Genomic DNA, 21,948 nt, shown 5'->3' with positions numbered 1-21,948 from the left:
TCTTGACCGGGCGGCAGCCATCGGTCAAAGCCTGCAGCGAAGTTGACAGGGGAACGACATGGCCGTTGCGGACGACATCGCTCTGATCAAGAAACAGGAAGCCACGCTTGTCTTCCCCATCTTCGACGAGGCTGTCGCCTTCAAGATCGGCTCGGCGATCCGCGACCGGGCGCTAGCCGAAGACCTGCCGATCATCGTCGACATCAGGACCTTCGACCGGCCGCTGTTCTATGCAGCGATGCCAGGCTCGAATGCCTCCAATCCGGACTGGGCGCGGCGCAAGACCAACGTCGTGCGCCGGTTTTTGAGAAGCACCTACCGCATGGTGCTGGAGCAGCAGCGTCCCGACCGCAGCTTCAAACCCGGTGAGGGGCTCGACATATCAGACTATGTGCTGGCCGGTGGCGGCTTTCCCATAACGGTCAAAGGTGCCGGCGTGATCGGTGTGATCGCGGTCTCGGGCTTGCCGGAGCGCGAGGATCACGGCGTCGTCGTCGATGCGCTTTGCGCCCACCTAGGTATCGATGCGCGCGAGCTTGCGTTGCCGCCGGAAGCAAAATCTTGACGTTGGCGGCGCCCCTCATCCGCCTGCCGGCACCTTCTCCCCGCATAGTGACGGGGAGAAGGGAAGCGCTCCAACGCTGGCGACCCCCTCTCCCCGTCTCTATACGGGGAGAGGGTAAGGATGAGGGGCAGCGGCAGCGGTGGGAAAACTGCATCGACGTTGGTGCCGGCGCAGTATGACCGTGCTCGACCCGAAACCCTTCCTCATATCGATCTTCAATGCCGCCGTTACCGCAGCCGATCCCCAGAGGACCATCAGGGATCGTCTGCCGGCAATGCCGAAACGCCGCACCATCGTCATCGGCGCCGGAAAAGGCTCAGCGCAGATGGCGGCGGCCTTCGAAAAAGTATGGGACGGGCCGATCGAAGGGCTGGTCGTCACCCGCTACGGCTATGGCGCGACCTGCCAGCGCATCGAGATCATCGAGGCGGCGCATCCGGTGCCGGACGCCGCCGGCCTCGAAGCCTCGCGCCGGCTGCTCGAAAAGGTGCAGGGGCTGACCGCGGACGATCTGGTCGTGGCGCTTATCTCGGGTGGCGGCTCGGCGCTGCTGCCGTCGCCTGCTGGAGGTCTGACGCTGGCCGACGAGATCGCCGTCAACGAGGCGCTGCTCGCCTCCGGCGCGCCGATCGCCGCAATGAACACCATCCGCAAGCATGTATCCACGATCAAGGGCGGCAGGCTGGCGGCGGCAGCATATCCCGCCAAGGTGGTGTCGCTGGTCGTCTCCGACATTCCGGGCGACAATCCGGCGCTGGTCGCTTCCGGCCCGACCGTTCCCGATTCCGGCAGCCGCGAAGACGCATTGGCGTCGATCGCCGCCTATGACATGAGACTGCCGGCCGCGGTGATGGCGCATATCAATTCGCCGGCCGCAGAGGCGCCGCACGCCGACGATCCGCGTTTTTCGCGCAATGAAGTGCATCTGATCGCCTCGGCCGGCGTGTCGCTGGAAGCGGCTGCGGCCGAAGCCAGGCGCCAAGGCATCGAGGCGGTCATCCTCTCCGACTCCATCGAGGGCGAAGCGCGCGAGGTCGGCGGTGTCCACGCCGCGATCGCGCGTGAAGTTGCGAGGCGCAACCGGCCTTTCCCAAAGCCGGTGCTGATCCTGTCGGGCGGCGAGACGACAGTGACCGTGCGCACAAAAGGCAAGGGCGGCCGCAACAGCGAGTTTCTGCTCGCCTTCGCCATAGGCATCAGCGGCATGGATGGCATCCATGCACTGGCCGCCGACACCGACGGCATCGACGGTTCGGAAGACAATGCCGGCGCCTTTGCCGACGGTTCGACTGTGGCGCGGATGCGGGAGGCAGGCGTCGATGCCAAGGCGATGCTTGCCGGTAACAATGCCTGGACGGCATTCGACGCCATCGGCGATCTTTTCGTGCCCGGCCCGACCGGGACGAACGTCAATGATCTCCGGGCGATACTGATCAGGTAGGTTCAGGCGGCCATCAGCGTCTTCACCGCCTTCATATCCTTCAGGAACCGCTCGCGTTCGGCCTGTTTGTCCGCCGGCTCGCGGATACGCAGGATGAAGGACGGATGGATCGTGACGAACACACGCAGGCCATCCTCGCGCTCCACGACCGTGCCGCGCATCTTCATGATCGGCACGACTTTGCCGAGCAGTGACTGCGCCGCCGTTGCGCCGAGCGCCACAGCCAGATTGGGTTTTACCAGATCGAGCTCTTTGTCGAGCCACCAGCGGCAGGCCTGCACCTCGCCGGCATTCGGCTTGGAGTGGATGCGCCGCTTGCCGCGCGGCTCGAATTTGAAATGCTTGACCGCGTTGGTGACATAGACTTTCAGCCGGTCGACGCCGGCTTCGTCCAGGATTGCGTCGAAGACCTTGCCAGCAGGCCCGACGAAAGGTTTGCCAGCCAGATCCTCCTGGTCGCCGGGCTGTTCGCCGACGAAAATCACCTTGGCCTTATCAGGGCCTTCGCCGAACACGGTCTGTGTCGCATTGCGCCACAGCGAACATCGGCGGCAGGCTTTCGCCACTTCGCTGAGTTCGGGAATGGTGCTTGCGCCGTCGTCTTCCGCCGTCTCAGGCAATTCAGGCTTCGGCCAGCGTCTTGCCTGCACCTTGGCGTGGTGCGGCGTGGGATTTGTCTGCATCCTGGCGATCATGGCTGATGCGGCCTTCGTCCGCTGCTGCGATCAGATGCGGAATGAGCGAGGCCCCGGAAAGGTTCCTTGAAATAACCCGGACCGGGCTTCGCCGGGAGAATGTCGGGCGATGCGATCGCCTCACACCTCGTGCAGATAGAGATGATAATCCAGTTCACTGACCGTGCGCGCCACGCGCAGATATTCGGATTGCTTGATCGCCACGAACGTCCGGTGCAGGTCTTCGCCCAGTGCGCCTTTGAGGAATGTCGAAGCCCTCGCCGCCTCGATCGCGGCGCGCCAGTCTACCGGCATCGTCGTGCGCGTGATTGCCGACTCGTAGCCGTTGCCGATGGTTTCGGGGCCGGGATCGAGGCCCTCGTCGAGACCCCTCGTGATGCCGGCCAGCACCGTTGCCGCGACCAGATAGGGATTGGCGTCGACGCCCGACGGCCGGTGCTCGATGCGCCGGTTTTTGGCATCACCCGCAGGCACGCGCAGCGCCACCGAGCGGTTGTTGACGCCCCAGCTCGGCGCTACCGGCGCATAGGATTGCGAGACGAAGCGACGCCATGAATTGGCGTGCGGTGCGAACACCAGCATTGATTCCGCCATGGTCTGGATGAGGCCGCCCAGTCCGCGCAGCAGCGGTAAGGACCAAGTCTCGCCACTGGCTTCAGCGAAGACGTTCTTGCCGGCCTTGTCCTGCAGCGAAACATGGAAATGCATGCCGGAGCCGGCATATTTCTCGATCGGCTTGGCCATGAAGCAAGCGGTGACGCCGTGGCGGCGCGCCTGCGCCCGCACCAGCCGCTTCAGCATGACGAGATCGTCGGCCGCCCGCATCACATCCTGGCGATAGTTCAGCGTCAGCTCGTATTGGCCGGGCGCATATTCGGAAATGACCGTCTCGGCCGGGATGCCTTGCACCTTGGCCGCGGCATAGATGTCGGAAAACAGCGGCTCCATACCGTGTAGGTGGTCGACGGAATAGACTTCGGTCTTGGCCGAACGTCGGCCGTCGAGCACCGCGTTCGCCGGCTGCACCTTGCCGTCGGCGTCGCGCTCGTTGGCGAGCAGGAAGAATTCGAGCTCGAAGGCGCCGGCCGGATGCAGGCCCTTGGCTGCCAATATCTCCACCTGACGGGCAAGCGCCAGCCGCGGGTCGGAGGACATGGGCTGACCGTCGAGATGATACATCGCCATCAGCACCTGGCCGCGCGGCGGCTGTGTACCGAACAGCGGCACCAGCGTGCCGGGGATCGGCCATGCCCGCAGGTCGCCGTCGCCGGTCGTCCAGATCAGCCCGGTCTCGTGAACGTCCTCGCCGGTGATATCGAGACCGAGGATGGATATCGGCATGTGCCGGCCGCCCTCGAAGATGCTCATCAACTCGTGCCGGCGCACGATCTTGCCGCGACCGACGCCATTGGCGTCTGTCAGCACGATGTCGAACGCTTCGATCTCGGGATGGGCGTCGAGAAAGGTTTGCGCCTCGGCGAGCGTCGAGCCAGAAGGGGAGGCGATGATGGCGTTCAAAGTTTGCTTGTGCGCTTCTCTCATGCGCTAGCTTGTCTCATGCCGCGAGCCTTGCCGCAACCGCGCCGAAGGCGGTGATCAGGCGGTTGACCTGGGTAGCGCTGGTCGCCGGCGAGATCAGCATCATGTTGTGGAACGGCGCGATCAGCACGCCGCGGTTGACCAGCGCGACATGGATCGCCGCTTCGAGCTCCGGCGCATGCGCTGTTTCCGCCTCGCCGCCATTCCTCAGCGGACCGGGTGCGCAGATGAACTCGACGCGCGCACCGACTCGGGCGACATGCCAGGGCAGGCGGTAGCGGTCGATGACAGCGGTCAGCCCGGCGTCGAGCCGCCGCGCCAGATGGTCCATATGATCATAGTTCTCTTCGGTCATCACTTCTTCCAGCGTGGCACGCATCGCCGCGAATTGCAGCGGATTGGCCGAGAGCGTCGTGCCCATGCCGGAATAACCGGGCTGTTTCTGGCTATTATAGGCAGCATAGCGCGCGGCGACGTTTTCGTTCATGCCCCACACGCTGGCCGGCACACCGCCGGCGATCGGCTTGCCGAGCACGAACAGGTCCGGCTCCAAGCCGTGTTTCGCCGTATAGCCGCCGGGACCGGTCGAGATCGTGTGCGTCTCGTCGATCAGAAACAGGGTGCCGGCTGCGCGGGTGAGGCGTCGCAGCGCGTCGTGGAAGCCGGGATCGGGCAGCACCATGCAGGAGTTGGTCAGCACCGGCTCGGTGATGACGCAGGCGATATCCCCGTCCCGGAGCGCGGCCTCAAGTGCCGGCAGATCATTGAACTCGATGACGTCGGTTGCCCGCGTCAGGTCGCGGAATTCGCCGCCCAGTCCAGGCCGGTTGCCCGGTTTGCCGTCGACCAGCCGCACCATCGTCTCGTCGACCGAGCCGTGATAGCAGCCGTTGAAGACCAGGATCTTTTCCCGGCCGGTGATGGCGCGGGCGACGCGCAGCGCAAAGCGGTTGGCGTCGGTTGCCGTCGTCGCGATCTGCCAGAACGGTAGGCCGAAACGCTGTTGCAGCAGCGGGCCGATGGCGAGTGCATCCTCCGAAGGCAGCATGTAGGTGAGGCCGCGTCCAGCCTGCCGGCGGATGGCGCGGGCGACCGGCGGGGGCGAATGGCCGAACATCGAGCCGGTATCGCCGAGGCAGAAATCGTCGAGCCTGTTGCCGTCGATATCGGTGATGGTGGCGCCCTTTGCGCTGCCGACCAGGATCGGGAATGGCGTCGGCCAGTCGTTCATCCAGTGCATCGGCACGCCGCCGAAGAAGCCCCGCAGACCATTGCCGGCCTTCGCTGCCGATTTTGGCCGTGCCTTGCGGAAGGCTTCGGCCTCGGTCTCGCGCAGATCGGCGATGCGGGCAGTGCTGATGCCGCCGACGGATGTCTTTGAATGGTCGATTGTATGCATGAAGGCCCCTCTCGTACGTCACTCTAGCCAATCGGCATCCGGAACCGCAATTGGCCGCGCGGCCGCCCTGCATTGGTTCAGCGATCGCGGTGAAGAGGACTGGAGCTTGACCTCAGGGCATCATCGAGCATCAATGCCGATGGGGTTTGTGGCTAGGGGAACAAAAGATGCGGACGATCTTCTGTGTAACAACGCTGCTGTTGTCGGCCGGCGCGGCTTCCGCCAGCGGCGGCATCTGGTGCTCCGTCGATGATAATGCGGCGGTGAAATTCGAGGTCGAAGCCGGCGTCACCAGAGGCATGGGCGGTCCAACGTTCAATTTCCGCGGCGACCTCGAAATTCTTGGCAGGCCCGTTGGCGACGATCTGCGCAAGACCATGTTCGAGGATTCCAACCTCACGCAATACTGGCTCGACGGCAAGGAACTGCGGCTGCTCGTCTATCGTGAGCACGAGGTCGCAAACACCTATAGCTCACTCGAACTGACGATCCTGACCAAGGCCAGCGAGGAAGGCGTCTATGACGGGCGCTATTCGCTTGCCATCTATGACGGCGCGGCTGCCGCGGACAAAGACGGCAAGCCTGTCGAATTGACCGGCAAGGTCTCCTGCGGGGCCGAGTAGAACTCCCGGCTAGTTATGCCGAAATATCGATAACGCCGCAGTCGCCGGCCGCACTGCCGAAGGCGACGCGCCGCTCTTGCCTGTCCCACATCATCGAGGTGATGGCGCCCTTGCCCGGCCGGCGCAACAGCACTTCCTTGGCGTCGGTGAAGCGCACGGCCATTACCATGCCGTCGTCATAGCCGACGGCGACGACGTCCTGGCTTGGATGGCAAGCGACCGAGGTCACCATGGCGTTGCCGCGCGTGCCGAGCTCCAGCGGCGCTTTGCCCATCGGCCCGTCCTTGCCCGAAAACGGCCAGACGATCGCCGCCGGCGCGCCGGAACTGGCCAGCCATTTTCCCTTGGCGCTCCACGACAGGCTTTTGACCTTGCCGGGATAGCCGCTCATGCGCATGTGCTTGCCGTCGGCCAGCTTCCAGCCATGCAGCGCGTTTTCCTGCATGGTGGTGACGAGGAAGGCGCCGTCCGGCGAGAAGGTGATGCCGGTGTGGGCGCCGGCCCATTCGAGCTCGACAGGCTTGCCGTCGGCCGCCGGGAAATGCAGCGTCGCGCCATTGTAGCGGGCGACGCCAAAGCGCATGCCCTTGGGCGAGAACGCTAGCCCCTCGACCGAACGCGGATGCGCAAATTCCCTGGTCTTGCCGTCGGCGAAGCGCACATACGCGGTCTTGCCCGAGGCGTAGGCAATGGCGCCTTGCGGCCCGGCAGCGACGCTGGTGATCCATTTTTTGCCGGCGCTTGCCAGTTCCGCCGCATTGCCGCCGGCGGTGACGGCAAAGACCTTGCCGTCCTCGCCGCCGGTGATCAGCCGGTCGTTGGCCGCGTCGTGGAAGGCCGCGAGCAAGCCGTCATTGGCCTGCACAGTCTTGTGGCCATGGTCGAGCCGATGGATGGTGCCGTCGGCCAGGGCAAAGTGCGGCACGTCGTCAAGGAAGACGGCGGCGATGCAATGGCCATCGAGATCAAGCGGGGCGACTGTGGGCATGCGAGCTGTTCCATTAGAGATCGTTGTGGTCGCCTTGCCGCCGCAGAGGAATCGTTAGCGTGGCTAGGTGCGACGCGACCTTCTCCCCTTGTGGGAGAAGGTGGATTGGCGCGCAGCGCCAAGACGGTTGAGGGGTGCTGGACGAAACGCCGTCAGTGCCAAGCTGGAACACCCCTCATCCGACCGAGCTTCGCTCGGCCACCTTCTCCCACAAGGGGAGAAGGAAGAAGGGCCAGCGCTAGCGTTATAAGGTTTGGAAATCAAGCGGCCTGGCAGGCGTCAAAACTCTTCTTCAGCCGCTCGGCATCGAGCTCGCGGCCGATGAACACCAGCCGGCTCTCGTGCTTCTCGCCGTCCTTCCAGGCGCGCTGGTGGTCGCCCTCGATGATCATGTGCACGCCCTGGATGACATAGCGCTCATCATCGCCCTTGAGCGCGATGATGCCTTTCAGCCGCAGGATGTTCGGGCCTTCCATCTGGGTGATCTTCTCGATCCACGGGAAGAATTTCTTCGGGTCCATCTCGCCGCCGCGCAACGACACCGATTGCACCGTCACGTCATGAATATCGGACGGGTGCGCGTGATGATGGTGGTCATGCCCGTCATGTTCATGGTGATGATGGCCGTCATGGTCATGATGGTCGTGGTCATGGTCGTCATGCGCCTCGAGGAAATGCGGGTCGTTCTCCAGCGCCCGCGAGAGATCGAAGGCGCCGCGGTCGAGCACTTCCGACAACGCTAGGCCGGCGCGTGTGGTGCGATGGATCCTGGCCGCCGGGTTGATCGCGCGGATCGTCGCCTCGACCTTGCTCAGTTCCTCCGGCGTGACGAGATCGGTCTTGTTGAGCACGACGACATCGGCAAAGGCGATCTGGTCCTCGGCTTCGCGGGAATCCTTCAGCCGCAACGGCAGGTGCTTGGCGTCGACCAGCGCCACCACTGCGTCGAGCCTGGTCTTGGAGCGCACATCGTCGTCCATGAAGAAGGTCTGCGCCACCGGCACCGGATCGGCGAGGCCAGTCGTCTCGATCACGATGGCGTCGAAACGGCCCGGCCGGCGCATCAGGCCTTCGACGACGCGGATCAGGTCGCCGCGCACCGTGCAGCAGACGCAGCCATTGTTCATCTCGTAGATTTCCTCGTCGGATTCCACGATCAGCTCGTTGTCGATGCCGATCTCGCCGAATTCATTGACGATGACGGCGTAGCGCTTGCCGTGGTTTTCCGAAAGGATGCGGTTGAGCAGTGTCGTCTTGCCGGCGCCGAGATAGCCGGTGAGAACGGTTACGGGGATCTGCGTCGTCTGTGCATCGCTCATGTTGGGCCTCGAAAAGGATTGTTGGCTCCATATAGGATGTGCGCCTTGCTTTTGCACGCAGCAAACCGATGGGCCAAACAGGTCGCCAACATTGCCGAACTTTCATTAGTGCCGGCTGGCCTCACGGCCTAGATATGAACAAGGTGAGTTGCTCGACAAGAATGAAGGTGGCGCCGGATGCCCGACAATCCATCCTTATTTCCATTGAACCGGCGTCGGGCGCTCGGCCTCATCGCCGTCACTGCCGGCGGCGGCATTTTCCTTCCAGCTGCAAGGGCCGAAGAAGCCTCGCCCTTTGCCGGGCTTGCCCTGTTCGATAGTGGCGCCGGCGTCTGCGCGATCACGCCGGAGGCGACCGAGGGGCCGTTCTATTTCGACCCGAAGCTCGAGCGCGCCGATATCACCGAGGGCAAAGCGGGCATTGCCCTCAATGTACGGCTGCAGGTGGTCGACGCGGGCTGCCGGCCGCTTCCCGGCGCGCGCGTCGACATCTGGCATTGCGATGCGCAAGGGCATTATTCGGGCTATCCTGGACAAGGTGACGGCCAGGATGTCGACACGTCAGGCCAGAGTTTTCTGCGCGGCTGGCAAAAGACGGACGACACCGGCATCGTTTCCTTCGCCACCATTTATCCCGGCTGGTATCGCGGCCGCACCACCCACATCCACTTCAAGGTCTTCCCCAACGACAATTCGGTGATGACCGGCCAGCTGTTTTTCCCCGACAGCCTGAGCGAGCAGATATTCACCACTGTCGCGCCCTACACCGACCGGTCCGGCAGGCGGGATACGCTGAATGCCAGGGACGGTATCGCCCGGCGCGCCGGGCCGCTGTCGCAGGCGGCGCTGCGTGAGGTGGCGGACGCCTACCAGGCGTTGATGATCGTCGCGGTAAAGGCTGATTGAGTCTCGTTTCGTGTGTGCGGCGCTCCTGCGGAAAGCTCCCACCTGCACTGAAAAGTCGTTTGTCATCTAACTGAAATAAACATCTGGCATTAGCCACGGCGGACATCGCATTGCTTGCCGGCAAAGCTGTTTTGCAGAGCCGGATCTTTTTTGATCGTCGATTGCCAACCGGGCGGCTGCCTCTATGCTGTCCGCACCGGTTCGGCCGAAGAGGGATGACCATGGCCAAGGCGGACAAAACTGCGACAATGAGCCGGCTGCATTCGGCGGCGCGGCTGGCACGTACTGCGCTGGCGGCGCGGCTCCTAGGGCACGGCTTTTATGCCGGCCAGGACCAGATCATGCTGGCGCTCGACCGCGAGGACGGGCAGACGCCCGGCAATCTTGCCGGCCGCCTCGGTGTTCGCCCGCCGACCATCACCAAGACCATCAACCGGCTTCAGGCGCAGGGCTTCCTGGAAAAGCGCGCCTCGGCCGCCGATGCCCGCCAGGCCCATATCTTCCTGACCGACACCGGCCGCGAAATCATTCACGCCATCGAGAAATCGGTGAAGAAGACCGAGAAGCAGGCGCTGAAAGGTCTCGACAAAAAGGACCAGAAGGCGCTGTTCAAGCTGCTCGCCCGCGTCGAGGCGAACCTCTCGAATGGAGAGATGGTTCTCGTCGATGATGAGATCGACGCCGACGAATGATCCGCGGCTGACGGCATCAGGCAGCTGCTGCCGACGACCCATGGACCAATGCCGACCAGCGGCCCGGCGTGACACCGAACGCCTTCTTGAAGTGCCTGTTGAAATGACTTTGGTCGCTGAAGCCGGCCGCAATCGCGATCTGCGCCAATGGCTCGCTCGCCTCGATCATGCGGCGTGCTCGTTGAAGCCGGCGCATCAAGAGAAAGCGATGCGGGCTGGTGGAGAAGGCGGCACGGAAATGCCGCGATAAGGCGTAGCGATCCAGCCCGGTGATCGCCTCCAGCTCCTCGGAACGGACGATACGGAAAATATTTTCTTCCAGATAGTCGCGTGCCAGGCCGGCAGCCCGCCATGCTGTCCTTGGGATCGGCTTCGCCGGTAGGCCTGCATGCCGTGCCAGGCTTTGCATCAGCTGCGCAATGAAGTCGGCGACAAAGAGATCGTCCAGCTTCTGGTCCAACGGCCCCAGCGCCGAAAGCAGCCTCGTGCGGAAGACAGGATCCGTCACCACGGCATCCTTGACGAAAGGCAGCGGTGCGCCGACCGTATCGAGGCAGTCCAGCACGACGGACGGCTCCAGATAAAGCATCCTGTAACGCAGGCCGTCTTCGGTGCCGGCACCGCCGTCGTGCAATTCGTCGGGATGCAGCACGATAATCTGGCCGGGCAGGCTGTGATGCGTCGCGCCGCGATAGCGGAAGGTCTGCACGCCATGCAGCGTCACGCCGATCGCGTAGGTATCGTGACGATGGAGATCGAAGGCGCTGCCGTGGAACCGTGCCTCGATACGCTCCATGCCGACCGAATCGGGGGCCGAGATGACGCAGTTTTCAGCCACGTCAACGCACAAACGTCCAAGACCCTGAAAGGCCTCGCCCGCTAAATCGTGTGGCATCGCTTCATCCACGAACCAATGGCAAATGTCTCATGTTCGACACCAAGTTTGCAATCGTGCTGCAGGACGATCTTCCCGTCTGGCAAAAGCTCAATGTCACGGCCTTCCTGACCAGCGGCATCGTCGCGCAGTATACAGAAATCATCGGCGAACCCTATCGCGACCGCGCCGGCAATATTTATAACCCGCTCTCGATCCAGCCGGTCATCGTGCTTTCGGCCGACCGCCCGACGCTTAGTGCGATCCACCGGCGGGCGCTGGACCGCGGCGTGACAACTTCGCTCTACGTCGACGAAATGTTTTCGACTGGACACGATGCCGCCAACCGCGCCGTCTTTGCCGAATTCGCGCCCGACGACGCCAAGGTCGTCGGCATCGCGCTGCGCGCCGAAAAGAAGCTTGTCGACAAGATCACCAAGGGCGCCCGTATGCATCCCTAGCGCATCGGCCCGAAAATCGTAGTCGGTCTTTTTGGCTTGCCGGCAGGTGGCAATTCCCGCAAAGGTGGGCTCTACCTCACTATCCGGCCCGAAATTGACTGCTCCCCCAACACAAGACGAAAGCGCGACGCCTCCGGCGGCGATCCTTTGCATGCTTTCGGTCTATGTGTTTTTTACCTTTCTGGACACCAGCAGCAAATATCTTGTCCTGGCCGGGGTCTCGGCGTTGATCGTCGCCTGGGCTCGCTTCGCCGTCCACGTCGTGCTTGTCGGTATCTTTCTCCGCGGATGGCGCGAGCCGGCGCGCTTTCGCGCCAACAATTTGCCAGCGCATATCCTGCGCGGCGCCTTCCTGTTCGGATCGACCATTTGCAACGTCATGGCGCTGCGGACCCTGCAACTGGCCGAAACCACCTCGATTTACTTCTTCGCACCGATGGTGATCACAGCACTCGCCGGTCCGCTGCTCGGCGAATGGGCCGGCTGGCGGCGCTGGCTGGCGATCCTGAGCGGCTTCATCGGCGTCCTCATCATCACCCGGCCGGGCGTTGGCGTCTTTGGCCTTGGCCACCTCTTCGCGCTAGGCTCGATGCTGTCGAACTGTTTCTACGTCATCATGACGCGGCGCATGTCGGCCACGGAAACCTCGGAGAGCCTCATCCTCTTTTCGGCGCTGGCGCCCGCCGTGCTGCTCCTGCCGATGCTGCCGTTTTCGCTCTCCCTGCCGCAGGATGGCTGGCACTGGTTCATCTTGCTGATGCTTGGCGTCTTCGGCGCAATCGGCCACTGGCTCCTGGTTCAGGCCTATCGTCTCGCCACCACCACGGCACTGGCCCCCTATCCCTATTCGCAGATGATCTGGATGATCATTGCCGGCTGGATTGTCTTCAACCAGTTCCCCGATCGGTGGACGCTCGTCGGCGCGGCCGTCATCGTCGCCAGCGGCCTTTACATCGTCCATCGCGAGCACAGGCTCCGCGTGCGCAATCGCGCCGCCCTCGACGTCGAGATGGAAGCGCTGGCAAAAAAACTTTGATTTGCTCCCGATCGATGGCATAAGAGCCCGCCTTTAAACAGTTTAAAGAAGCTCGGGGAGCGAAGAGCGCTGGCACAGAAGATCAAGCTTTCGACGATCGCGGACGCGCTCAGCGTGTCCACGGCCACGGTTTCGCTAGCCCTGCGCGACAGCCCGCTGGTCGCCGGAACCACCCGTGACCGCATCAAAGAACATGCCCGCGCCATCGGCTATATCTACAATCGCCGCGCCGCCAGCCTGCGCACCTCGCGCTCGGGCATCGTCGGCGTTGTCGTTCACGACATCATGAATCCCTTCTTCGCCGAGATACTGCGCTCGATCGAAAGCGAGCTCGATCGCAGCCGGCAGACCTTCATCCTGTCGAACCATTACGACCAGCTCGAAAAGCAGCGCACCTTCATCGACACGCTTTTGCAACTCGGCGCCGACGGCGTCATCATGTCGCCGGCCATCGGCACGCCGCCCGAAGACATCCTGATGGCCGAGGAAAACGGCTTGCCGGCGGTGCTGATCGCGCGCACCGTCGAAGGCGCCGACGTGCCGGTGTTTCGCGGCGACGATGCCTACGGCACCGCGCTTGCCACCAACCATCTGATCTCGCTCGGGCACAAGCGCATCGCCATGGTCGGGGGCACCGACCAGACCTCGACCGGCCGCGACCGCTACCAAGGCTATGTCAATGCCATGGAGGCGGCCGGGCTGGAGGTCAGGCCGTCCTGGCGCATCGCCGGTCCGCGCACCAAGCAGGCCGGCTTCGAAGCCGCTGGGCAGTTCCTGGCGCTGAAGGACAAGCCTACCGCGGCCTGTTGCTGGAACGACCTCGTCGCCATCGGCCTGATGAACGGCATCGCGCGCGCCGGGCTGGTGCCGGGCATTGACATATCCGTCACCGGCTATGACGATCTCGAGGAGGCCGCGATCGCGACGCCGGCGCTGACCACCGTCTGGAACGGCCAGCGCGAGGTCGGTCGCCGCGCCGCCAGCGCGCTGCTCGACAAGCTCAATGGGCAGATGGTGCGGCCGTCGCAGGAACTGATCAAGCCGGAACTGCATGTGCGCCAGTCGACCGGCAAACCGGTGGAACGTGCATGACAAAAGCCGAACAGCAAACAGTCGCCATTCTGGTGCCGGGCCAATTCAACGACCACGCGGTCGGTCGCATCGACCGGACGTTTAGCCGCGTGGGGATCGAACGGCCCGATGCGTCACTGGTCACCGATGAGCTGCGCCGCTCGGTGCGCGGCATTGCCGCCTTTGGCGGCATAAATGCCGCACTGATGGATGCGTTGCCGAACCTCGAGATCATCGCCAATTTCGGTGTCGGCTATGATTCGGTCGATGTCCGTCACGCCGCGCAGCGCGGCATCATGGTGACCAACACGCCTGACGTGCTGACCGAGGAGGTCGCCGACACGGCGCTCGGGCTGCTGATCAACACCGTCCGCGATCTGCCACGCGCCGAGACCTGGCTGCGCGACGGCAGTTGGAAGCGCAAAGGCAACTATCCGCTAAGCCGGCTGACCTTGCGCGGCCGCAGCGTTGGCATCTTCGGCATGGGCCGCATCGGTCTCGCCATTGCCCGGCGGCTGGAGGCCTTTGGCCTGCCGATCGCCTACCACAACCGGCGCCAAGTCGAAGGCCTGCCCTACGACTATCACCAGACCCTGAAAGGCCTTGCCGAGGCGGTCGACACGCTGATCTCGGTAGCGCCCGGCGGCGCCTCGACCGAAAAAGCGGTCAACGCCGAGATCCTGTCGGCGTTGGGCGCTGGCGGCGTCTTCGTCAACATCGGCCGTGGCAGCACGGTGGACGAGGCAGCCCTTGCCGCAGCCCTTGCCGACGGCACCATCGCCGCTGCTGGGCTCGACGTCTTCGCCGACGAGCCGAACGTGCCGCAGGCGCTGCTCGCCGCCCCCAACACCTCGCTTTTGCCGCATGTCGGCTCGGCCTCGGAACATACCCGCCGCGCCATGGCCGATCTGTGCGTCGACAATCTGGTTTCCTGGTTTTCCCGGGGAAAGGCGCTGACGCCGGTGCCGGAGACGGAAAAGGTAAAGGCGCAGAGCTAAGCGGTGACCTTTCATATTTATTAACGTCGGCTTAACGCTTTGAAATCATTCTGTATCTCTCGCCAAATAAGCAGAGAATACAGGATGAAAGCACTTGCCGCATTGATGGCGGCCGCCGCGCTGTTCGGTAGCGTTCAGCTGCTTCGCGGCGGTGGTGGCGAAGCAGCCAGTGAGCCAACGCCGCCGTCCGGCAGCTACAAGCTGGTGGCCAATGGCGACGAAGCGTCCTGCGCGGTCAAGCGCGGTGCCGAAATTTCCGATGGCCTGTCGCTGCTGACGGTCGCTGCGAACTGCCGCCGGATTTTACCCGGCATCGAGCGCGCGAAATTCTGGCGTGAGCAGGATGACGACACGATCGCCTTCAGCGCGAACGGCATCGACCCGATCGTCACTTTCGCCATCGCCGACGGCGACGGTTATGAATCCTACGCACCGGCCCTGCCGCTGATGTCGCTGGCGGCCAGCGCCCCCTGATTTCGGGCGACTGAGTTATCTATTCCGCGGCGGCGCGCGCGCCGGATTTCGCCGCGGCGTGCAGGCGCACGGCGTCGCCGAAGGCACGGAATATCCTTGCCGAGACGCTGTCCGACTTGACCCAGTATTCGGGATGCCACTGGACGCCAACGGCGAAGGCGCGAGCGTCCCGCACCGAAACCGCCTCGACCGTGCCGTCGCTGGCGACCGCCTCTATCTGCAGCTTCGGGCCGAGCCGGTCGACCGCCTGGCGATGCACCGAGTTGACCATTATGTCGCCCGCCCCGAACACACCGGCGAGGCAGCTTCCGGGCTTGATCGAAATGGTCTGGCGGATGGCGAAACGTTCGTCCTGATTGTCGCTCGCCGGCGCGCGATGGTCCAGCGAACCCTCGCGCTCCTGGATTTCGGTCGCCAGCGTGCCGCCCAGCGCCACATTCATCTCCTGGATGCCACGGCAGATGGCGAGCAGCGGCACGCCGCGCTCAACTGCCTTGCGGATCAACGGCAGCGTCGTGGCGTCGCGGGCAGGATCGTAGGGACCATTGGCCTCGCTGGCATCGCCGCCATAGAGCGAGGGATGCACATTGGACTTCGAGCCGGTGACCATGACGCCGTCGACCGATGACAGGAGTTCATCGAAATCGAGCCGGTCGCCGAAGGACGGCACCAGCAACGGGAACACGCCGGCGGCCGAAAGCGCCGCCTCCAGATATTGCTGCGGAGCGGCATGCCAGGTGTAGTTGTCGAACTGGCGGACGTCGGTCGATATGGCGACGAGCGGCTGCTGCATTTTTATCCGGGTCCATTCAGTGCAGGGGCATAGTCTGCCTTTAAAATAGGCGATCCGAACGCGCTTTGCCATGACAAGTTTCGACATGTCGCATGGGCCACGGAGCGGTCGTTAGACTATAGTTGCAGGAGGCGCGTTCACCTCGCGAATTTCGTGGAAACGCCGCCGGCAAAACCGGCTGCCAAGCTGGACTCGACTTCTTGCCCGTGTATTGTTTGCCGCGAAGCCGATCCGGGGAACAGAGCATTTTCCGTACGTCGGTCTGTTGATCCAATAGGGAGGACTTCATGGATCGTCGATCATTCATCCGCAAGGCCGGCGCGACCGGTGTGGGCGCCGCAGCGGCTACAGCAGCGCTTGCCGCGCCGGCCATCGCTCAATCCAATCCGAAAGTGACATGGCGCCTGGCGTCATCCTTCCCGAAATCCCTAGACACGATCTATGGCGGCGCCGAGGTCTTTTCCAAGATGCTTTCGGAGGCGACCGACGGCAATTTCCAGGTCCAGGTCTTTGCCGCCGGCGAACTCGTGCCCGGCCTGCAGGTCGCGGACGCCACCACCGCCGGCACCGTCGAGGCCTGCCATACGGTGGCATATTATTATTGGGGCAAGGATCCGACATGGGCACTGGGCGCCGCGGTTCCGTTCTCGCTCAACGCCCGCGGCATCAATGCCTGGCATTACCACGGCGGCGGCATCGACCTGTTCAACGAGTTTCTGGCCACGCAGGGTCTTTTTGGCTTGCCGGGCGGCAATACCGGCGTGCAGATGGGCGGCTGGTTCCGCAAGGAGATCACCACGGTCGCCGACCTTTCGGGCCTCAAGATGCGCATCGGTGGCTTTGCCGGCAAAGTGGTGCAAAGGCTCGGCGTCGTGCCGCAGCAGATCGCCGGCGGCGATATCTATCCAGCGCTGGAAAAAGGCACCATCGATGCCGCCGAATGGGTCGGCCCCTATGACGATGAGAAACTCGGCTTCTACAAGGTCGCGCCCAATTATTATTATCCCGGCTGGTGGGAAGGCGGACCGACCGTCCATTTGATGTTCAACAAGGCGAAATACGAAGAGCTTTCGCCGGCTTACAGGGCGCTGGTGCACACCGCCGCGCAGGCCGCCGACGCCAACATGCTGCAGAAATACGACTATCTGAATCCGGCGGCCGTGAGGCGGCTGGTGTCCGGGGGCGCCAAATTGCGCCCGTTCAGCCCGGAAATCTTGGCAGCCTGCTTCGAAAAGGCGAACGAGGTCTATGCCGAGATGGAAGCCTCGAACGCGCCGTTCAAGAAGATCTGGGACTCGATCAAGGCCTTCCGCAAGGAGCACTATCTCTGGGCGCAGGTGGCCGAATACAATTACGACACCTTCATGATGGTCCAGCAGCGCACCGGCAAGCTCTGACAACCGTCACGGCGCCACGCGTTCTTCGGACGCGTGGCGCCGTGACATTTCGATTTGCCGATCAGCGCGGCACCACCACCACCTTGACTTCACCTGGCGCAGGCGGGTTGGCGATCACCGCGGCCGCCTCCTCAAGCGTTACCTGCCGTGAGATGAGCTTGTCGATCTCGATCGCACCCGAGGCGATGAGATCGGCGGCCCGGCGATGCGTAAACGGATTGAGGAACGAGCCCAGAACCTTCAATTCCCGGAACAACAGGTCGAAGGGTTCGAATTCCGCCTTCATGCCTTGAGGCATCACGCCGACGATGACAAGCGTGCCGCCGGACTTGGCAAGCCGCATCGATTGCTCGACCGTCTCTCTTACGCCAGCACATTCGAACACCACATCGACACCGCCCGGCAGCAGACCCGACGGGCCGCCGACGGTATCGATGATATCGCAAGCGCTGGGGTCGACCGTCGCTGTTGCGCCCAATTCTTCGGCGAGGGCACGCCGCGAGGCCTGACGCGTCGACAGGATGATTGTGGTCGCGCCGGCAAGCCTCGCCAATTGCACGGTGAGCAGGCCGATCACGCCGCCGCCAAGCACGGCGACCGAGGAGCCGGGTTTTATCCGGGCCAGGTCCATGCCATGCAGGCAGCAGCCAAGCGGTTCGCAGAACGCGCCATGCGTCGGCTTCAGGTCTTTCGGAAGGAGAAAAGCCTGCTTCTGAGGCAGCACGACATATTCGGCGAAACCGCCGTCGCGGCGGATGCCGATGGCAATCAGATTATAGCAGAGATTGATGCGACCGGCATGGCAGTGCGGACAGCGCCCGCAGGCGATGTTGGGATCGCCGGTGACGCGATCGCCGACCGAAAAGCTAGACACAGCGGTTCCAATCGCCTCGACGATCCCGGAGAATTCATGACCGAGCGTCACCGGCGGCGTACAGGGGAATTCGCCATGGAAAAGATGCCGGTCGGTGCCGCAGACGCCGCATGCCTCGATCCGCACCAGGAGGTCGTCCGGCCCGGCCGTGGGCTTGTTGACCTCGCGCAGGGCGATGCTGCCCACGCCCTCCAGCCGCACCGCTTTCATGTCTGTTGAGCCTCCGGCATCAATTGAAACTCGGTGGTTGGGACAGATCGGGTGCTGGCGCTGCTGGCTTGGCAGGCGGCGGTTCACCGAAACTCGGCGGCTGCGACAGATCCGGTGCAGCCGGCGCCGTGCCGCCATCCGCCGGCGGTGCGCCGAGCGGCGACAGGCTTGGCGTTTCCGGCACCTGGTAATCGATCGTGCCCGGATCGACTGGCGTGCCCTTGTAGTGCATCACCATCTGCGGGAAGGCGATGGTCAACCCGATCATGATGACCTGGATGCAAACGAAGGGAACCGCCCCCCAATAGATCTGGCCGGTTGTCACCGGCGCGATCTGCTTGCCGGTGAGGCGGTCGAGATAGGGCACGCGGGCGGCGACCGAACGTAGGTAGAACAGCGCGAAGCCGAAGGGTGGATGCATGAAGCTGGTCTGCATGTTGACGCCGAGCAGCACGCCGAACCAGATCAGGTCGATGCCGAGCTTGTCGGCGGCCGGCGCCAAAAGCGGCACGATGATGAAGGCGAGCTCGAAGAAATCGAGGAAGAAGGCGAGCAAGAAGACGAGGATGTTCACCCCGATCAGGAAGCCGACTTCGCCACCCGGCAGCGAGGTCAGGAGGTGCTCGACCCAGATATGGCCGTTGACGCCGTAGAAGGTCAGCGAGAACACCCGCGCGCCGATCAGGATGAACAGCACGAAGGACGACAGCCGCGTCGTTGACGCCAGCGCCTGCTTGATCACATCCAGCGACAGCCGCCCTTTCATTGCCGCCATGATCAGCGCGCCGACAGCGCCCATGGCGCCGCCCTCGGTCGGCGTGGCGATGCCCAGAAAGATGGTGCCCAGCACCAGGAAGATCAGCGCCAGCGGCGGGATCAGCACGATGATCACCTGCTGCGCCAGCCGCGACATCATGTTGATCTTCAGGCGCTGGTCGGCGATCGCCACGACATAGATCAAGACCACGCCGATGGTGGCGCCGAGAATGTCGGCGTTCTGGCCCTGCGAGGGCGCAAGATAGCGATAGGCCGCGTAGGAAACCACGACCGTCGCCAGCACCGCCATCAGCAACGACAGGATGCCGTGGCCGAGCGTGCGGGCCTCCAGCGGCAATGCCGGCATCGACTTCGGCCGGACAATCGACATGATCAGGATATAAAGAGTATAGAGGCCGGTGAGCACGAGGCCGGGGATCAGCGCGCCCGCATACATGTCGCCTACCGAGCGACCAAGCTGGTCGGCCAGAACGATCAGCACCAGCGAAGGCGGGATGATCTGGGCGAGCGTGCCCGATGCGGCAATGACGCCGGACGCCACACGGCGGTCATAGCCGTAGCGCAGCATGATCGGCAGCGAGATCAGCCCCATGGCGATGACCGAAGCAGCCACCACACCCGTGGTTGCGGCAAGCAGCGCGCCGACGAAGATCACGGCATAGGCGAGGCCGCCGCGGATCGGCCCGAACAATTGGCCGATCGTGTCGAGCAGGTCTTCGGCCATGCCCGATCGTTCGAGCACGATGCCCATGAAAGTGAAGAACGGGATGGCCAGCAGCGTGTCGTTCGACATCACCCGGCTGCCGTAGAAATTATCCGGCAGTGCGTGCAGCAGCGGCCAGGCGAGATTGATCGAGCCGCCCGAATAGGGTGACAGAAGGACGCCGATAAAGAAGAACAGCAGGCCGTTGGCGGCGAGCGAAAACGCGACCGGATAGCCGATCAGCATGAAGATGATCAGCGAGGCGAACATGATCGGCGCCATGTTCTGCGCGATGAACTCCATCACGAGCGCACCTCTTCGGCGAGCGCCTTCGCCTCAAGTTCGGCCTGCTCATGCACCGATATGAACGGAGTGGGATCATCCATGTCACCGCGCATGATGGCTATCTTCTTGATGATCTCGGAGATGCCTTGGAGCGCGAGCAGGAAAAAGCCGGCCAGCAGGATCGCCTTCGCCGGCCAGATGATCAGCCCGCCGGAATTGTTCGACATTTCGCCGCTGCGAAACGACAGCGAAACATAGGGAACGAAATAGATCACCATCAGCGTCACGAACGGCATCAGGAAAAAGAAGTGACCGAGAAGGTCGATCCAATGCTGCACGCGGCGCGAGAACATGCCGTAGACGATGTCGATGCGGATATGGTCGTTCTGCTTCAGCGTATAGGCGGCGGCCAGCATGAAGGCGGCGCCGAACAAATACCACTGCAGTTCCAGCCAGGCGTTCGACGACATGTCGAACGTCTTGCGGATGACGGCATTGGCGGCGCTGACCAGAATTGCCAGCAGGATCAGCCACGACACCCATCTGCCGATGAATTCGTTCACACGGTCAATGGTTCTGGATAGAGCGAGAAGCCCTGCCATGCATTCCTCCCTTTACGCATCGGCCCGAAAATCGGTGTCGATTTTCGGAAAGCACGATGCGTGACTCAAAGTGTCAGCGGCGGCCGATTCCCGCTTGTTTTTCGTCGCGCCGCTGTGGCCCAACGGTATGCCGTGCGTGGCTCGGCGGGTCAACACGGCGCAAGCCGAGTAAACAATCTTGTGAGGTGAGCAAGGGCGAAACAGCCGCCTGACCGAGCGTCATGCAACCAAAGTCTACCAAAACGGTTCAGGCAATCTTGCTCTGGTCGCGGCCGGCGCCGACCAGCACCAGCATGGCGACGAGGAACAGATACATCCAGGCGTCGCGCCACTCGACCGGGAAATAGCCGGCCCATAGCGATTCGGCCATGCCGAAGGCGGCAGCGCCAAGTGCTGCCCGCAACGGCGAGAGATAGCCGCCCACCGCCGTCACGAAAAGGATTTTCAGCCCGTAGACCAGGCCGGAGCCGAAGCTGATGTTGCCATAGTAAAGGCCGGCGAGGACGCCGGCCAGCGCCGCGCAAAGACCGCCGGCGAGCACTGCGTGCCGAAACACCGCTCGTACATCGACGCCGCACATGGCCGCGGCTTTGGGGTCGTCGGACACGGCGCGCCAGCGCCGGCCGAAGCTAGAGCGGGCGAACATCCAGGCGGCGAGCCCTATGGTTGCCGCGACGACTGCGCAGTCGAGCAACTGGATGAGCGTCAGCGTGGCATTGAAATTGGCTCCCCGCGCAAAAATGATGGGCTGGGCCAGCATTGGCGGCAGCCACAGGTCGTGGGTATTGGCGGCGATGCGGCTTACCTCTGACAGGAGCAGCAATATGCCCAGCGTCGTCACCACAATCGCGTTGGGCGTGCGGTCGACCAGCGGCTCGAAGATGCTACGCGACAGGACATGGCTGATCAGCGCCGCATACAGGAACGCAGCGACAATGCCGAGCGCGACGGCCGCGAACAGGGTCAGCCACAGGGCTTGATAGCCGAAGGCTGCGGTGAGGATCATCGTCTGTCCGCAAAAGGCGAACAGCGCGCCGTAGGCGAGGTTCGTCCGGTGCAGAATGCCGTTGGTCAGCACATAGCCGAAGGCGAGCAGCGCATAGAGCGCGCCGGAATGCAGTCCGTTCAGGACCTGCTGGAAGAAATAGAGCATGCGAACGTCCTTGGATCGCGGAAAACCGCGTCCATGCGAAGCAGATTTGCATCGGGTAATCTAACTTGTCAAA

General features: G+C 63.3%; 22 protein-coding genes. 11 read left to right on the top strand and 11 right to left on the bottom strand.

Annotated elements, in window-relative coordinates; translation table 11 throughout:
- Positions 1 to 58: 58 nt before the first annotated feature.
- Complete coding sequence (locus tag EOC93_RS15080) at positions 59 to 565, top strand: heme-degrading domain-containing protein (RefSeq protein ID WP_095484391.1); 507 nt, start codon at positions 59 to 61, stop codon at positions 563 to 565.
- Between the two features lie 175 nt (positions 566 to 740).
- Positions 741 to 2,006, top strand: coding sequence for a glycerate kinase (locus tag EOC93_RS15075; RefSeq protein WP_127204997.1), 1,266 nt, complete (start codon positions 741 to 743; stop codon positions 2,004 to 2,006).
- 2 nt (positions 2,007 to 2,008) lie between these two features.
- Here the strand turns inward: EOC93_RS15075 and EOC93_RS15070 are convergent, their stop codons facing one another.
- The 3 genes from EOC93_RS15070 to EOC93_RS15060 all read right to left on the bottom strand — a co-directional run bounded on the left by EOC93_RS15070 (position 2,009) and on the right by EOC93_RS15060 (position 5,639).
- The gene (locus EOC93_RS15070; protein WP_245461465.1) at positions 2,009 to 2,689 is read right to left on the bottom strand and encodes a UdgX family uracil-DNA binding protein; all 681 of its coding nucleotides are present in this window, start codon (positions 2,687 to 2,689) and stop codon (positions 2,009 to 2,011) included.
- A 132-nt stretch (positions 2,690 to 2,821) separates the two neighbouring features.
- On the bottom strand, positions 2,822 to 4,243 hold the full coding sequence (locus EOC93_RS15065) for a glutamine synthetase family protein (protein ID WP_126103935.1): 1,422 nt from the start codon (positions 4,241 to 4,243) through the stop codon (positions 2,822 to 2,824).
- Between the two features lie 13 nt (positions 4,244 to 4,256).
- Positions 4,257 to 5,639, bottom strand: a complete 1,383-nt coding sequence (locus EOC93_RS15060; RefSeq protein ID WP_127204995.1) for an aspartate aminotransferase family protein — start codon at positions 5,637 to 5,639, stop codon at positions 4,257 to 4,259.
- Between the two features lie 167 nt (positions 5,640 to 5,806).
- Between EOC93_RS15060 and EOC93_RS15055 the strand changes: the two genes are divergently transcribed.
- Positions 5,807 to 6,262, top strand: a complete 456-nt coding sequence (locus EOC93_RS15055; protein WP_127204994.1) for a hypothetical protein — start codon at positions 5,807 to 5,809, stop codon at positions 6,260 to 6,262.
- A gap of 13 nt (positions 6,263 to 6,275) precedes the next feature.
- Here the strand turns inward: EOC93_RS15055 and EOC93_RS15050 are convergent, their stop codons facing one another.
- Entirely contained in the window at positions 6,276 to 7,250 is a 975-nt protein-coding gene (locus EOC93_RS15050) for a WD40 repeat domain-containing protein (protein WP_127204993.1), read from the bottom strand.
- A 260-nt stretch (positions 7,251 to 7,510) separates the two neighbouring features.
- The gene (locus tag EOC93_RS15045) at positions 7,511 to 8,569 is read right to left on the bottom strand and encodes a GTP-binding protein (RefSeq protein ID WP_127204992.1); all 1,059 of its coding nucleotides are present in this window, start codon (positions 8,567 to 8,569) and stop codon (positions 7,511 to 7,513) included.
- A 177-nt stretch (positions 8,570 to 8,746) separates the two neighbouring features.
- On the opposite strand from EOC93_RS15045, the gene EOC93_RS15040 reads away from it, so the two are divergent.
- A complete protein-coding gene (locus tag EOC93_RS15040) occupies positions 8,747 to 9,475 on the top strand; it encodes an intradiol ring-cleavage dioxygenase (RefSeq protein ID WP_126103930.1) in 729 nt (242 codons plus the stop codon).
- A 221-nt stretch (positions 9,476 to 9,696) separates the two neighbouring features.
- Positions 9,697 to 10,167 (top strand): MarR family winged helix-turn-helix transcriptional regulator, encoded by a 471-nt coding sequence (locus EOC93_RS15035; protein ID WP_095484383.1) that lies wholly within the window; start codon positions 9,697 to 9,699, stop codon positions 10,165 to 10,167.
- 16 nt (positions 10,168 to 10,183) lie between these two features.
- Here the strand turns inward: EOC93_RS15035 and EOC93_RS15030 are convergent, their stop codons facing one another.
- The gene (locus tag EOC93_RS15030; RefSeq protein ID WP_127204991.1) at positions 10,184 to 11,062 is read right to left on the bottom strand and encodes an AraC family transcriptional regulator; all 879 of its coding nucleotides are present in this window, start codon (positions 11,060 to 11,062) and stop codon (positions 10,184 to 10,186) included.
- 32 nt (positions 11,063 to 11,094) lie between these two features.
- Between EOC93_RS15030 and EOC93_RS15025 the strand changes: the two genes are divergently transcribed.
- The 5 genes from EOC93_RS15025 to EOC93_RS15005 all read left to right on the top strand — a co-directional run bounded on the left by EOC93_RS15025 (position 11,095) and on the right by EOC93_RS15005 (position 15,081).
- Positions 11,095 to 11,502 (top strand): DUF2000 family protein, encoded by a 408-nt coding sequence (locus EOC93_RS15025; protein WP_095484381.1) that lies wholly within the window; start codon positions 11,095 to 11,097, stop codon positions 11,500 to 11,502.
- A gap of 151 nt (positions 11,503 to 11,653) precedes the next feature.
- Positions 11,654 to 12,538, top strand: coding sequence for a DMT family transporter (locus EOC93_RS15020; RefSeq protein ID WP_164547055.1), 885 nt, complete (start codon positions 11,654 to 11,656; stop codon positions 12,536 to 12,538).
- Positions 12,539 to 12,607: 69 nt separating this feature from the next.
- A complete protein-coding gene (locus EOC93_RS15015; RefSeq protein WP_095484379.1) occupies positions 12,608 to 13,630 on the top strand; it encodes a LacI family DNA-binding transcriptional regulator in 1,023 nt (340 codons plus the stop codon).
- Positions 13,627 to 14,607, top strand: coding sequence for a 2-hydroxyacid dehydrogenase (locus EOC93_RS15010; protein WP_127204990.1), 981 nt, complete (start codon positions 13,627 to 13,629; stop codon positions 14,605 to 14,607). The genes EOC93_RS15015 and EOC93_RS15010 overlap by 4 nt, the downstream gene beginning before the upstream one ends.
- 84 nt (positions 14,608 to 14,691) lie before the next feature.
- Complete coding sequence (locus EOC93_RS15005; protein WP_127204989.1) at positions 14,692 to 15,081, top strand: hypothetical protein; 390 nt, start codon at positions 14,692 to 14,694, stop codon at positions 15,079 to 15,081.
- Positions 15,082 to 15,100: 19 nt separating this feature from the next.
- Here EOC93_RS15005 and EOC93_RS15000 read toward each other — a convergent pair whose 3' ends face one another.
- A complete protein-coding gene (locus EOC93_RS15000) occupies positions 15,101 to 15,874 on the bottom strand; it encodes a gamma-glutamyl-gamma-aminobutyrate hydrolase family protein (RefSeq protein WP_127204988.1) in 774 nt (257 codons plus the stop codon).
- Between the two features lie 287 nt (positions 15,875 to 16,161).
- Between EOC93_RS15000 and EOC93_RS14995 the strand changes: the two genes are divergently transcribed.
- Positions 16,162 to 17,271 (top strand): TRAP transporter substrate-binding protein, encoded by a 1,110-nt coding sequence (locus EOC93_RS14995; RefSeq protein ID WP_127204987.1) that lies wholly within the window; start codon positions 16,162 to 16,164, stop codon positions 17,269 to 17,271.
- A gap of 61 nt (positions 17,272 to 17,332) precedes the next feature.
- On the opposite strand, the gene EOC93_RS14990 is transcribed toward EOC93_RS14995, so the two are convergent.
- The 4 genes from EOC93_RS14990 to EOC93_RS14975 form a co-directional block, all read right to left on the bottom strand.
- Positions 17,333 to 18,355: a zinc-dependent alcohol dehydrogenase family protein gene (locus EOC93_RS14990; RefSeq protein ID WP_127204986.1), complete on the bottom strand. Its 1,023-nt coding sequence runs from the start codon at positions 18,353 to 18,355 to the stop codon at positions 17,333 to 17,335.
- 19 nt (positions 18,356 to 18,374) lie between these two features.
- Positions 18,375 to 20,138, bottom strand: a complete 1,764-nt coding sequence (locus EOC93_RS14985; protein WP_127205000.1) for a TRAP transporter large permease subunit — start codon at positions 20,136 to 20,138, stop codon at positions 18,375 to 18,377.
- Positions 20,138 to 20,722, bottom strand: coding sequence for a TRAP transporter small permease subunit (locus EOC93_RS14980; protein WP_127204985.1), 585 nt, complete (start codon positions 20,720 to 20,722; stop codon positions 20,138 to 20,140). The genes EOC93_RS14985 and EOC93_RS14980 overlap by 1 nt, the downstream gene beginning before the upstream one ends.
- 247 nt (positions 20,723 to 20,969) lie before the next feature.
- On the bottom strand, positions 20,970 to 21,875 hold the full coding sequence (locus tag EOC93_RS14975; RefSeq protein ID WP_126103923.1) for a branched-chain amino acid ABC transporter permease: 906 nt from the start codon (positions 21,873 to 21,875) through the stop codon (positions 20,970 to 20,972).
- Positions 21,876 to 21,948 lie beyond the last annotated feature (73 nt).

Source organism: Mesorhizobium sp. M6A.T.Ce.TU.002.03.1.1 (genome assembly GCF_003997275.1).
Taxonomy (GTDB): Bacteria; Pseudomonadota; Alphaproteobacteria; order Rhizobiales; family Rhizobiaceae; genus Mesorhizobium; species Mesorhizobium mediterraneum.
The sequence above is the reverse complement of the archived record's forward strand: the minus strand, read 5'-3'. Positions and strand labels throughout refer to the sequence as shown.